11 protein-coding genes are annotated in these 12,794 nt (G+C 67.5%); 3 read left to right on the top strand and 8 right to left on the bottom strand.

The window, feature by feature from the left end; genetic code table 11:
- Window positions 1–94: 94 nt before the first annotated feature.
- On the bottom strand, window positions 95–355 hold the full coding sequence (locus tag CW348_RS00160) for a hypothetical protein (protein WP_227480860.1): 261 nt from the start codon (window positions 353–355) through the stop codon (window positions 95–97).
- Window positions 356–407: 52 nt separating this feature from the next.
- On the opposite strand from CW348_RS00160, the gene CW348_RS00155 reads away from it, so the two are divergent.
- Complete coding sequence (locus tag CW348_RS00155; protein ID WP_011291800.1) at window positions 408–965, top strand: molybdenum cofactor guanylyltransferase; 558 nt, start codon at window positions 408–410, stop codon at window positions 963–965.
- 416 nt (window positions 966–1,381) lie between these two features.
- Here CW348_RS00155 and CW348_RS00150 read toward each other — a convergent pair whose 3' ends face one another.
- The 6 genes from CW348_RS00150 to CW348_RS00125 all read right to left on the bottom strand — a co-directional run bounded on the left by CW348_RS00150 (window position 1,382) and on the right by CW348_RS00125 (window position 8,931).
- Window positions 1,382–2,785: a metallopeptidase TldD-related protein gene (locus CW348_RS00150; protein WP_016188614.1), complete on the bottom strand. Its 1,404-nt coding sequence runs from the start codon at window positions 2,783–2,785 to the stop codon at window positions 1,382–1,384.
- A gap of 32 nt (window positions 2,786–2,817) precedes the next feature.
- Window positions 2,818–4,359, bottom strand: coding sequence for a TldD/PmbA family protein (locus CW348_RS00145; RefSeq protein WP_011291802.1), 1,542 nt, complete (start codon window positions 4,357–4,359; stop codon window positions 2,818–2,820).
- Window positions 4,356–5,111, bottom strand: coding sequence for a hypothetical protein (locus CW348_RS00140; protein WP_104613095.1), 756 nt, complete (start codon window positions 5,109–5,111; stop codon window positions 4,356–4,358). The genes CW348_RS00145 and CW348_RS00140 overlap by 4 nt, the downstream gene beginning before the upstream one ends.
- Window positions 5,108–5,806: a hypothetical protein gene (locus CW348_RS00135; protein ID WP_011291804.1), complete on the bottom strand. Its 699-nt coding sequence runs from the start codon at window positions 5,804–5,806 to the stop codon at window positions 5,108–5,110. Before CW348_RS00135 ends, CW348_RS00140 begins: the two co-directional genes overlap by 4 nt.
- Window positions 5,807–5,965: 159 nt before the next feature.
- Window positions 5,966–7,324, bottom strand: a complete 1,359-nt coding sequence (gene gdhA / locus CW348_RS00130) for an NADP-specific glutamate dehydrogenase (RefSeq protein ID WP_011291805.1) — start codon at window positions 7,322–7,324, stop codon at window positions 5,966–5,968.
- Between the two features lie 182 nt (window positions 7,325–7,506).
- Window positions 7,507–8,931 carry an LCP family protein gene (locus CW348_RS00125; RefSeq protein WP_258076928.1) on the bottom strand — a complete coding sequence of 475 codons (1,425 nt, stop codon included), beginning with the start codon at window positions 8,929–8,931 and terminating at the stop codon, window positions 7,507–7,509.
- A gap of 407 nt (window positions 8,932–9,338) precedes the next feature.
- Between CW348_RS00125 and CW348_RS00120 the strand changes: the two genes are divergently transcribed.
- Complete coding sequence (locus CW348_RS00120; RefSeq protein WP_016188618.1) at window positions 9,339–10,262, top strand: Lrp/AsnC family transcriptional regulator; 924 nt, start codon at window positions 9,339–9,341, stop codon at window positions 10,260–10,262.
- Window positions 10,263–10,659: 397 nt separating this feature from the next.
- Here the strand turns inward: CW348_RS00120 and CW348_RS00115 are convergent, their stop codons facing one another.
- Entirely contained in the window at window positions 10,660–11,355 is a 696-nt protein-coding gene (locus CW348_RS00115; protein ID WP_104613093.1) for a FadR/GntR family transcriptional regulator, read from the bottom strand.
- A 129-nt stretch (window positions 11,356–11,484) separates the two neighbouring features.
- Between CW348_RS00115 and CW348_RS00110 the strand changes: the two genes are divergently transcribed.
- A partial coding sequence (locus CW348_RS00110) for an MFS transporter (protein WP_287462253.1) occupies window positions 11,485–12,794 on the top strand: 1,310 nt, incomplete at its 3' end.

Raw genomic sequence — 12,794 nt, 5'->3', positions numbered from 1 at the left:
GCCGCCGGGCTGGCGGTGACAGGGCGTGGAGACCTCGCCGTTGGGCGGTCTGTGAAGCGCCAACCACCCAAGGTAGAGGCAGCGTGAACGCGCCTCAGCCACGGGAATCCCCCGCCTTCAGGCGTGGGGAGGAAGTCAACTCGCTGTCCTCTTGGAACGGCCGCAGCGTGACCGTGCCGAGCAGCTCGTCGCCGTCCACCGCGACCAGCACGTCACCGATCCCGCTCGTGCCCAGCGCGCGCAGCACGGGCAGGTACGGCGAGTCGGGATCCAGTAGCCCTTGGTCGAGATAGGTGCGCACCCGCAGTTCGCCGACGTGAGGCATTTCCTCGGGGTAGACGGTACGAACCAGCATGACTCCATGGAACCGTATCTGTGGGGCTCGCTGGTACAGGTAAGGAGCAGACGTGGACGGTTGGGACGCGGTGATTCTCGCTGGCGGGGCGGCGCGGCGCATGGGCGGTGTCGACAAGCCCGGGCTGCGGGTCGGCGGGCGCACCATGCTGGAAAGGGTCGTGGACGCGGTCCAGGAGGCGGCCACGGTCGTCGTGGTGGGACCGCCGCGCCCCCACCCTCCGGCTCGCTATGTCCGCGAAGATCCCCCCGGTTCGGGCCCGCTGTCGGCGTTGCGCACCGGGCTCGCGGAAGTCGTCTCCCCCTGGTTTGTGCTGCTCGCCGCGGACATGCCGTTCCTGGACAGTACGGCGGTAGCGACGCTGCGCACGGCTGCCGCACCCGCTGCCGGGGCCGTGCTCGTCGACGAGGAAGGGCAGTCCCAGTGGCTGGCAAGCGTGTGGCGCACCGCAGCGGTGCGTGCCGCGCTCACTGACTATGCGGGGCGTTCCCTCCGCGGCCTGTTCGCTCCCCTCACCCCGGTGCGGGTGCCGCTCGGGTGGGCGGCCCGCGACTGTGACACCCCGGAAGACCTTGCCCGCGCCCGCCGCGACTGGCAGCAGCAGAACTGATCCGAATCTGATTCTGCGTATTCTGGCTGCGGAAAGGACTTTCTACCCGGCCGTAACGGAGAAAGCACAGGAAGTCAATCAGAAAAGAAATGACGCCGGGTGGCTACGGGGGCAAACCACCCGGCGTCGCAAACGGTGTTTCGACGGGGGCTCGAAACACCGATCCGTGCGCTTCAACGGGGGACTGAAGCGCCAAACCCCAATCTACACCGGTACTCCCTGAATTAAGTCAAGAATTTATTACGACGGGATCTCGGGAGAGTTCCATGGTTTCCCTACTTTCCTCCCGAGCCCGGTATTCCACGGGCAGCACCGCACCGAATTGTTTGGCAATCCAACTAAAACGGTTTCAAAGAAGACGAGCGGCGGCGCGGAAAACCCGGGCCGCGCCGCCGCTCACCCCACGCTCCCAGACGTCACGACGCCTGGCTCACCGACGACATGTTGAAATCCGGAACCCGCATTGGCGGCATCGCCGTGAGCGGGAAGTATTCACCGAACTCGCGGGAGAACGTCGGCGTCGTCTTCCCCACCTCCGTCACCCGCTCCAACAAGCTCACTGGAGACTCGTTGAACCGGAAGTTGTTCACCGCGCCCCGCACTTCACCATCCTCCACGAGGTAAACCCCGTCCCGGGTCAGCCCGGTGAGCAGCATGGTGCGCGGATCCACCATCCTGATGTACCACAGGCAGGTCAACAGCAGGCCCCGCTCGGTCGAGGCCACCATGTCGTCCAACGACGCGGTCGCACCCGGCAGTTCGAGAATCAGATTGTCGGCCTCCGGCGTCAACGGCAGCGCCGTCATCATCGCCGAATCGTAGGTTTGGACCAGGCGCGCCAACTCCCCGTCGCTGATCCACTCCGTCGCACCCACCGGACGCCCGTTGTCGAACGCGCTGATCCGCCGCCCCGGAGCGTCCGCCAGCACGAACGGCGCACACTCCAACCCGGGCTCGGCCGGATTCGACCGCAGCCGCACCGGCAGCGGAGACAACCGTTCCCCCACCCGGGTCCCGCCCTGCGGCGACGAGAACGCGGTCCGCCCCTCAAACGCGTCCCGCGCCCCCAACTCCCAGTACAAGTCGGTCATCAAATCAGCGACCGCCGACGGAGGCAGCAGCGTCTCATACCGTCCCGGAGGAAGCTCCACCGTGGTGCGGCCCCACGAGATCCGCCGCTCCAACTCGGCTTCCAACGCCGCCACATCCACATCCGTGAAATCGCGGGTCGCCTGCCCCACCCACGTGGAATGGTGCGGCTCCTCCGACTTGGCGTTGAGGTCCAGCGTCCCCGACGGCTGGTCGTGGCGGAGCCGCAGCCCCGTCGACGTGCCCAAAAACGTGGCGGACATCGTGTGCTGCGCATAGCCGTACAACCGCACACCCGCCTGCGCCGACCGTTCGAACGCCTTTCCCAGCGCTGGAGCGAACTCGGAGAACACGCCGATGTCTGTGACCGGAACCGGCGCATCCCACTCGCTGCCGGAAGCCTCCGCGCTCGCAGGATCCACCAGCGAATACGCTTCCTTGACCGGCGCCGACCCGCGCGCCGCCTCCTCCGAGGCGCGCACCAGGTCCTCCAACTGGTCGTCCCGCAGCCCGCTCTGCGACACCGAGCCGACCCGGACCCCCGCCGCATCTTTCACCAGCGAAATCACCGTGGCCGACCGGCCCCGAGTCACCCCGTTCGTGGTGAGCGAATTCCCTGCCCAGCGCAGGTTCGCCGTGCTCGCCTCGGTCACCAGCACCATGCACTCGTCAGCACGCGACAACTCCAACGCGCGCTCGGTCATCGCCTGCGCGGACAGCGACTGGCTCACGGTTGATCCCTTCGGTTGAGAGTGCACGCTGTTCACGCCCGGGCCTCCTGAGCGGTGTTGAGCACCCGCACCCCCTCAAACAGGGCGCTGGGGCAGCCGTGACTGACCGGAGCAACCTGGCCAGGCTGGCCCTTACCGCAGTTGAACGCCCCACCCAGCACATACGTGTCGGGGCCGCCCAGCATGCGCAGCGAATTCCAAAACTCGGTGGTGGTCGCCTGGTAGGCCACATCCCGAACCTGGTGGGTGATCCGCCCGTCCCGGATCCGGTAGAACCGCTGCCCGGTGAACTGGAAGTTGTACCGCTGCATGTCGATCGACCAGCTCCGGTCACCCACGATGTAGATGCCGTCATCCACCTGGCGGATCAGCTCCCGCGTGTCCGGGCCGCGCGGATCCGGCTGCAGCGACACGTTCGCCATCCGCTGGATCGGCATCGTCGCCGGCGAATCCGCGAACGCGCACCCGTTGGACCGCTCATAGCCCATCAACTGGGAGATCCTCCGGTCCCGCTGGAACCCGGTGAGCACCCCCTCCGTGATCAACGGGAACGACGACGTCGCCACACCTTCGTCGTCGTAGCCGATCGTGGCCAGCCCGTGCTCGGCGGTGCGGTCCCCGGTGACGTTCATGATCTCCGAACCGTAGCGCAGCACCCCGATCTGATCCGGGGTGGCGAACGACGTGCCCGCATACGCGGCCTCATAGCCGAGCGCACGGTCCAGCTCGGTGGCATGCCCGATCGACTCGTGGATCGTCAGCCACAGGTTCGACGGGTCGATCACCAGGTCGTAGACGCCCGGCTCCACACTGGGCGCTTCGACCTTCTCCGCGAGCAGCTGCGGCAGTTCCGCAAGCTCCGCCTCCACCGTCGGCAGGTACTCCAAGCCCTTGCCCACCGGCGGGGAGATGGTCCGCATACTCTCCAACCGGCCCTGCGCGGTCGACATGACCTCCACCACGGGATGCACCCGCACCCGCTGCTGGGTGGTCACCGTCCCGGCAGTGTCCGCATAAAACTTCTGCTCCTTCGCCACGAGCAGGGTCGCGTCCGCGTGGTCCACGCGGGCATCCGCCAACAGCCGCCGACTCCAGTCGGTGAGCTGCTCAACCGTCTCCTGCAGTGGCACCGACCACGGGTCGACCTCATAGGACGACACCCACACCGCATCCGAATAGGTGGGCTCGGGAGCCAACTCCACCCGGTCGCTGTTCAGCACCGACGTGAGTTTCGCAACCTCGACCGCCTGCGCTGCGGTAGCGGCCGCAGCCTCCGGCGTCAGAGTCGTCTCTGCAGCAAACCCCCACGCCCCGTTGTGGACCACGCGGACCGCGAAACCGAGGACGTCGGTCTCCTGGGCGGTTTCCACCACCCCGTCGGACACCACCAGGTGACGGCCGCGGATCCGCTCCAAACGGAAGTCGGCATGGTCAGCGCCGAGGTCGCGGGCGCGCTGCAGCGCCGCGTCGGCGAGAGAACGCAGCGGAAGAGAGAGGAATTCGGAATCAATTTCGCGCACGGTGGAAACGTAACGCGTTCCGCCGTTCCTGTCAGGTGAAGGGAGGTGATTCATTGGCCGCGCCGTACATCCACGTGGACATGGTCCCGGTGTTGCAGGATGTCGTTACTCGTATCAGACGACACGTAGGGACGCCACCCTGCCAGCGCGAACTGGGCGCTCCAGATCTGGTCGTCGAAGATCACCACCGAGACTTCCAACCGTTGTGCGTGCGCCACCAGCCACTGTGCCAGCAGCCAGCCGGCGTGCCGCTGCTCTTCGCTCACCGGGCGGAAGAACACGTCGATCGCCTCCCCCCGGTAGTGGGTCGAGTCCGCGCCGTGCCCGTCACGGACCCCGCCGGGCTCAAAACCGCCAAGACTCAACTCGCCGTGCACGTCCGTCATCTCGGCGAGCAGCGTCTCAGCGCGCGGCGTCAACCCGGACGGGCCCATCTCTTCGGCTGCAAGCTCCGTGGTGGAACCGGAAAAACAGGTGAGCACCGGCCCTGGGCCGTCCGCTGGACCGGTGAGGAGCGCATCCACCAGCTGCGGGTCCACTTCCACGTCTGCGGGAGGCTCTTCACCGCGGGCCTGCAACGCGGCCGCCGTGGTCGCAGCCATCGCCTGCTGCCGCTCCACCCCCACCTGCTCCCCGGCGACCTCCACCACACACTCGGACCCCCACAGCGCGGTAAGCCCTGTTCCGACAGCCCGCCCCAGCAGTCCTGCCGTCGCGACCGCGCACACCACCACGACGGCCACGATCGCCGCGGCCACAATCCACCACCAGCGCGTCCTCCTGCGGCGGCGCGGGGGCGCGCTCACCACGCCCCCCACAGCACGAAAACCCCGCCCGCCAACAGCGTGACCCCCCACACCCGGTCCATCGTCACCCAGCGCAGCCGCATCGCGTACACACCGAAAAACTCGTAGACGAGAAGCGCAGCCAGCCCGGTAGCGGCCAGCATCGCTAGCGTGTGCACTCCCGTCGCCGCCAATCCCAGCAGCGTCGCATCCCACAAGTCAACGTGGCCCGTGCTCGCCGCCGCCCCCGCATCCGCTGTCTCCACCACCGCTGTGCCGTGGTGGCCGTGGCCAGCGTGCACGTGGCTGTGCTCCACCTGCCCCGCCAAAACCGGCAACAGCATCAGTCCTGAGCCGTGCGCGCACGCCATCACAAACGACGCGACCGCCAACTGCCACGACGACAGGTTCGCAGGATGCTGGTGACCCCGGTGCAGCGGGCCCAGCAGAAACCACACGCCCGCCACCACCAGAATGGCCGCCCCAGCCACAGAGAACACGGTGGACGTCGTCATCGCCCCCGTCACCGTGACCGCGACCGCCACCAGCGCCACTGATGCGGCATGCCCCAACGCCAGCAGCGGCAGCGCGCTCACCACCGCGGAGCGGCGACGCTCCTGCAACCCGCGGGAAACCGCCAACAACCAGCCCATCCCAGGATGAAACCCGTGGAAAATGCCCAACACAATCAGCACCCACAGTTGATTGGCGGTCATGAGCCACGACTCCGTCCCGCATACCCGTCGCCCCCCGCATCATCACACGGGACCGCGGCCGTGGCAACGGTCCGCAAAGAAGACCGTGCACAGCGCAACGCGGGGTGCGCACCATGGTGCGCACCCCGCGTCCCACAACCTGCGGCGACTCTGGAGGCGTCAGATCAGGCCCTGAGCGAGCATCGCCTCAGCGACGATCTCGAAAGCAGCGATGTTGGCACCTGCCACATAGTCGCCGGGCCGCCCATAGCGTTCCGCCGTCTCATAGCAGGTGTCGTGGATGTGGCGCATGATTTCCGCGAGCCGCTTCTCGGTGTACTCGAACGACCACGAGTCGCGGGACGCGTTCTGCTGCATCTCCAACGCGCTCGTCGCCACCCCGCCCGCGTTCGCGGCCTTGCCCGGCGCGAACGCTACGCCCGCCTCCGCGAACACCCGGATCCCCTCCGGGGTCGTGGGCATGTTCGCGCCCTCCGCCACCGCGCCCACCCCGTTGCGCACCAGGGTGATAGCGTCGCGGCCGGTCAGCTCGTTCTGCGTCGCGCACGGCAGCGCGATGTCGCAGGGCACCTCCCACACGCTGGACGACGACGAGTCGATGTAGCGGACGTGGGAGCCGCGCCGCTTGGCGTAGTCGGACACCCGGCCGCGTTCGACCTCCTTGACCTGCTTGAGCAGCTCCAGGTCGATCCCCTTCTCGTCCACCACGTAGCCGTTGGAGTCCGAGCAGGTCACCACATGCGCGCCGAGCTGCTGGGCCTTCTCGATCGCGTAGATCGCCACATTGCCCGAACCCGACACCGAGACCCGCTTGCCTTCCAGCGAGTCGCCGCGGGCCCGCAGCATCTCCGCAGTGAAGAGCACACAGCCGTACCCGGTGGCCTCACGACGCACCTGGGAACCGCCCCAACTGAGGCCCTTACCGGTGAACACGCCCGACTCGTAGCGGTTGGTGATCCGCTTGTACTGGCCGAACAGGTAGCCGATCTCACGCTGGCCCACGCCGATGTCACCGGCAGGCACGTCCGTGTGCTCACCCAGGTGCCGGTACAGCTCCGTCATGAACGACTGGCAGAACCGCATGATCTCGGCGTCGGAACGGCCCTTCGGGTCGAAGTCGCTGCCGCCTTTCGCACCGCCGATCGGCAATCCGGTCAGCGAGTTCTTGAAGATCTGCTCGAACCCGAGGAACTTGATGATGCTCAGGTTCACCGACGGGTGGAACCGCAGCCCGCCCTTGTAAGGTCCCAAAGAGCTGCTGAACTCCACCCGGAAACCCCGGTTGACGTGGATCTCACCGGAGTCGTCCATCCAGGGCACCCGGAAGATCAGCTGGCGCTCCGGCTCACAGAGCCGCTCGATGATCTTGGCGTGGCTGATGTCAGGGTTCTTGGCCACCACGGGGCCGAGGCACTCCAGGACTTCGCGAACAGCCTGGTGGAACTCGACCTCCCCCGGGTTACGCCGCAGGATTTCCTCGTAGATCGGGGACAGTTTCTCATCGAGATTCGCCGACATGGTCGCCTCCGGTTCGGGGCGCACCTCGCAGGCACACCCCGGCTCGGGGCGTGCCGGGAGGAAGCACCGGTTGTGGCCGTATGGGGTTGCATCACGGGCGCCCCGTTGAGCCCGTACCCCGTTCGCTGATCATAGACGCCGTGGCTACCGCCATGGTCCGGCAGGGCCGGTCGTCATGCATCTTAAGGGCACAATTCGTCGAGCGCGGTCGCCTCCTCTCCCACCTGCCGGCCCGGGGAATGCGGGGTGGGTTCCGGCTGCTCAGCGGGTGTTTCACCGGTATCTGCCGCAGAAGACTCCGGGGAAAGCCCCACATCCGGGGCAGCATCCTCGCCGGAGGCAGCAGGCAGCGGTGTGTCGTATACCGCATGGTGCACCAGGGAGCGAATGTGCTCCCAGTCCGGGTAGGCGGTGTTCACCTGCGGCGGGGAAAGCTGCAGGGTCTCCATGTCCGCCTTGGCGACCTTTTCCGCCAACTCCACGAAGTGGGGGAGCTTCGGCTGGGGGATGTCGGTCCGCAGCGTGCTTTTCGCCGCCGAGGCCAGCGACCGGAAACTCGTGAGGATCGTCGCCGGATCAGCCTGTTCCGCCACGTACTTGATCAGACAGCCCTGGCGGCCCATGCGCGAATAGTCGTCGCTGTTGACCCGTGTCCGGCCGTACCACAGCGCTTTACGGCCATCAAGGAGCTGCCAGCCCGCGTCAATGTACTCGCCGCGCTGCCCGTAGGGGAGCGGCTCCTCCAAATAGACCCGGATGCCGCCGATCGCGTCGATGATGTCCTCAAACCCCTGCATGTCGACCAGCGCGTAGTAGTCGATGTCCAAGCTGATTGCGAAACCGATCACTTTTTTGAGCGTGTCCGCTCCCGGGTCGGTGGCATACGGGTTGATCGCCAGCGCGGGCTCGTCGACCACCGTCTGGTAGACCTCGTTGAGCAGGTTGTCGAACCCGTACGGCGCAGGGTAGCGCTCTGCCAGCGCCGTCCCCTCCGGGAACGGCACGTTCTCCAGGTTGCGGGGCAGCCCGATGAGCACGACGTCACCGGTCTCCACGTCGATGCTGGCCACGATCATGGTGTCGGTGCGCATCCCGTACCGGTTCTTGCCCGCGTCACCGCCCAACAGCAGCACGTTGACCCGGTCCTGGCCGTTCCACGGGTCTGCGTCGTCGTGCGGCTCACTCCCCGCCGACTCGAACAGTGTCGTGGACACGTCATAGGCGGTGTAGGAGACGTAGCCGACTGCGGCCGCAGGTGAAGCCACTGCCACGCACAGCACGGTGACCACCGCGCCCGCGACGAGCCGGCGGCCGAACGTGCGGGACTCGGGCCGCGTGATCACGTAGGAGTGGACCACCACGGTCATCCACAGCACCGCCACCACGAACGCGGTCACACCCATCAGCAGCAGCCAATGGTTCTGCGTGGCCAATGTGGCGCTCAGCACGAGGTTGCCGCTCACCACCAGGCCACCACCGACCAGGGCCGCGATGAACAGCAGATAGCAGGTGAGAATGACGGCCCCGGCCCAGCGCCGTCCCATGCGTACATGGGCTATTCCAGGAAGCACTGCGGACGCCGCAGTCCACAGCAGCGCTTGCGTCATGCTCATTGGGCGACCGGGGGCGGGGGTCGACCGCCGTCTTCTGCCCATGGGGTCCGTTCCCTTTCTGCTGTCTTCCTAGGCGCCCGGGCGGTGGCGGGGTCGGGAGACCGCGGCCATGGTCTCCCACAACCGCAGGGGCGCGCTGTCGTGCCCACACCAGTGTCGCGCTTCACAGGAGTCGCTAAGACCGTACTCCCGTGAAGGGAGTGTCCACCGGCGGAGTGATTTGTCCTGATATCTGGATGCTATGTCTGTTTCCTGGGGATTATCTGGCCGAAGTCAGCCCCATTTTCTTCCGCGATCGGTAGTTAACAGCCTCAGTAGCTGCCATGATCAGGCCGCAGGAGGGGGCGACGCCCGGGGGGGACAGGGGCGTCGTCAAAGAGCAACGAAAGGCACTACTTATCGTGCTCGATGCGGTCGACGCAGCGCTGGTACGAGCGCTGCAGGGGGACGGAAGAGCAACGTACCAGGCACTAGCAGACCAGGTGGGACTGTCACGCACGGCAGTCCGCGCCCGCGTCAAGCACCTCATCTCCACCGGAGCCATCCGGATTGTCGGGGTGCTGCACGCTGGCGTCATGGGAATGGAGGTGTTCGGACACATTTCACTTCGTGTTTGCGGACCAGTACGACCAGTCGTCGACGAACTCACCCGGCGCGAAGCCGTCGTCTTCGTCGCACAAACCGCGGGACGCTTTCCTGTCGTCGCCCACGTACGGGTCCGCGACGACGCCGCACTCTCCGCGGAACTCACCCACCTCCGCGCCATCCCCGGCGTCGTCGAAGCTGAAGTCTTCCGCGGCGACCAGATCACCAAAGACGAATACTCCAGCGTCCGGCCTCTGCGGAACATCTCCATCGACCCGCTGGACTGGCGGCTTGTCCGCTGCCTCCAAGCTAACGGACGAGCCTCCTACGCGGACCTCGCCCGCACCGTGGGCCTCTCCCAGGCAGCAGCGCGCGCCCGAGTCGTCCGGCTGCTCGACGCAGGTGTCATCCACGTCACCGCGCTCATCGAAGCTTCCGCTGTCGGCGTCACCGAACGGCTCGGCTTCGGTCTGCGGTGCCGCGGCGACGCATCCGCCCTCGCCGACAACCTCGCCTCCCTGCCCGGAATATCGTTCGCCGCCACAGGGTTCGGCAGCTACGACATCGTCGGCGGAGTCACCGCAACAGACCGGCGCACCATCGTCGACACTCTGGAAACGATCCGCCGCGCCCCCGAGGTCAGCTACACCGAAACCTGGGACTACCTTGCCGTCGCTAAAGAACGGCAGCGTATCGACGGCCACTCCTACACCACAATCCCGCACCCCCGCGGCGGGTGAACCGCGCCGTGCGGCGCCGCCACACCACGCCCAAGCCCAAAGCCCGCGCTCTGACCGTGGCGCCGCAGCTCACCCTGCCGCACCAGCCTCCAGCCGCCCCGCTCCGGCGCGGGCTCACCAGGCCGCGGCCCGGCTGGTGCACTCGGGGGAACACGATCCGACCCGGAAAAAGACACAAGGCGGCCCGCGGAACACCACCGCGCACCCCACCTGCGCGCCCGGAACCAGGGCACGCCCCCGCGGGAGGGCACGACAGTGCGGAGTGTTGCAGGCGACATCCCGGCCCCTGCGGGCCGCCGTCAACACTCGGTCGTCGCGAAACCGCCGCGAAAAGCCATAGCGGAAAAAGGGGGGAACAGGGGGAGGGAGATCACACAGCGCAGGCCACTGGCCGGGGCTACGACGACGCAGCAGCCTGGTTGACCAAGTCATCCAGGTAGCAGGCGGCCTCGCGGAGCGCACGCTCCGTGTCACCCGCCCGGATAGCCTCGGCCAGCCGCTGGTGGTCTGAGGCCGGCTCCTCCGTGGCCGTTTCCGGAGTCTCCTCGTACACCATGTGCGCGATGCTGCCGTAGACCGCCTGGGCGATGTCGTCGTACAGCTCGATGAGCAGCGAGTTGTGGGTCGCCGCCACCACCGCCTTGTGGAACGCGAAATCCGCTTCCACAAACGCCTGCATGTCACGGGCGTGCCAGGCGGACGTCCGTTCGCCGAGCGCACGGTCAATCGTGTCGAGGTCCTCCTCGGTGTGGCGGACTGCCGCCAGCCGGGCCGCCTCCAACTCCAAGGCCCGACGCACCTCGAAGTTCTCCCGCAACTCGGAACGCTTCAACCGGCGCCGCAGGGCGCCACCCAGTTCGCTCGACGAGCGAACAAAAGTGCCCGCCCCTTGGCGGATCTCCAACAGGCCGGTGTGGGCCAGCGCCCGCACCGCTTCACGTACCGTGTTACGACCGACCTCCAGCTGATCCGACAGTTCGGCCTCGGTAGGGATGCGGTCGCCGATTGACCACTCGCCCGAGTCGATCTGAGCTTTCAACTGGGTAATGACCTGGTCAACAAGTCCAGTGCGACGTGTTGAGGCGAGGGGCACGCTCTACCTCCTAGGGGATGTTCGTTACCTCCGGAGCTTAGACCAAGTCTCTCGCGGGAGAGTGGCTCTTGGCGACCGGTACGTTACCCTCGAGGGGATATCCGGTCATCCCACCAATCCAGGGAAGCTGTGGCACCACACCCGACGCCGACCCGCCGCGCCCGCTGGCACCTGGCCGCAGGAATCGTCCTCGCCGCCCTCAACCTGCGCACCGCCATCACCAGCATCGGCCCGCTGCTCACCGAAATCACCACCGACCTGCACCTGACCCCGGTCACCACCGGGCTGCTCACCACCCTGCCCGTCCTCTGCTTCGCCGGCTTCGGCGCCCTCACCCCCGCCCTGCAGCGCCGCTGGGGCGACCACCACGTCCTCCTCGCCGCCCTCGCCGCACTCACCCTCGGCCTCGCCAGCCGCGCCCTCGTCACCGACCCGTGGCTGTTCCTCGCCCTCAGCACCCTCGCCCTCGCCGGCGGCGCCGTCGGCAACGTCCTCCTCCCCACCCTCGTCAAACAGCACTTCCCCCACCGCGTAGGCCTGCTCACCGCCGCCTACACCACCGCTATGGCCCTCGGCACCACCCTCGCCGCTGCCGCCACCGTCCCCCTCGCCACCGCCTTCCACGGCAACTGGCGGCCCGCACTCGCCAGCTACGCCCTGCTCGGCCTAGTCGCCACCATCCCCTGGGCACTGGCCTTGCGTAACGAACCCCGACGCCACCCCGGCGACCAGCCGATCAGCATCCGCACTGTCCTCACCACTGCCCTCGGCTGGCAAAGCACCCTGTTCTTCGCGACCCAGTCCGCCATCGCCTACATCATGTTCGGCTGGTTCGCCCACTTCCTCCGCGACCACGGCATGCCCGCCCCGCACGCCGGACTCGTCCTCTCCTACCTGACCGCGCTCGCGATCCCCACCTCACTCGCCGTCCCCGCCGTCGTCGCCCGCATGCGCAACCCCGTCCTCCTCATCGCCCTCTTCGTCACCTGCTACCTGGTCGGCTTTGCCGGACTCCTCACCGCTCCCGTCACCGGCGCCTGGCTGTGGGCCACCCTCATCGGCATCGGCATGTCCTCCTTCCCCCTCGCCCTCACCTTCTTCGGGCTCCGCGCCCGCAGCCCTCACGGCACCGCAGCCCTCTCCGCCGCCACCCAAGGCGTCGGCTACCTGCTCGCCGGAACCGGGCCGTTCCTCTTCGGCCTCCTCCGCGACCTCAGCGGAGACTGGCGGCTGTCCATTGGCCTGCTCGTCGCCCTCACCTTCGCCCACCGCGGCTGCGGCATCCCGCTCAGCCCGCCCCCCCACATCCCAGACCCCGTTTGGCCCCGCCCAATCGCCCCCCGACCCGGCCCCCCCTGCCCGCTCACCCCCCCCGGCACCCCCCCCACCCGGCCGAGGCATAACACCTCCTCCTATTACACATCCGCCCCTCCCCCGCA

The sequence above is a fragment of the Thermobifida sp. genome, from assembly GCF_017577275.1.
GTDB lineage: Bacteria > Actinomycetota > Actinomycetes > Streptosporangiales > Streptosporangiaceae > Thermobifida > Thermobifida fusca.
The sequence above is the reverse complement of the archived record's forward strand: the minus strand, read 5'-3'. Positions and strand labels throughout refer to the sequence as shown.

Excerpts from the sequence above, each read along its gene's own strand:
- CW348_RS00160 (WP_227480860.1), bottom strand. The coding sequence starts at position 355 with ATGCTGGTTCGTACCGTCTACCCCGAGGAAATGCCTCACGTCGGCGAA.
- CW348_RS00145 (WP_011291802.1), bottom strand. The coding sequence starts at position 4,359 with ATGAATCACCTCCCTTCACCTGACAGGAACGGCGGAACGCGTTACGTT.
- CW348_RS00135 (WP_011291804.1), bottom strand. The coding sequence starts at position 5,806 with ATGACCGCCAATCAACTGTGGGTGCTGATTGTGTTGGGCATTTTCCAC.
- gdhA (WP_011291805.1), bottom strand. The coding sequence starts at position 7,324 with ATGTCGGCGAATCTCGATGAGAAACTGTCCCCGATCTACGAGGAAATC.
- CW348_RS00125 (WP_258076928.1), bottom strand. The coding sequence starts at position 8,931 with ATGACGCAAGCGCTGCTGTGGACTGCGGCGTCCGCAGTGCTTCCTGGA.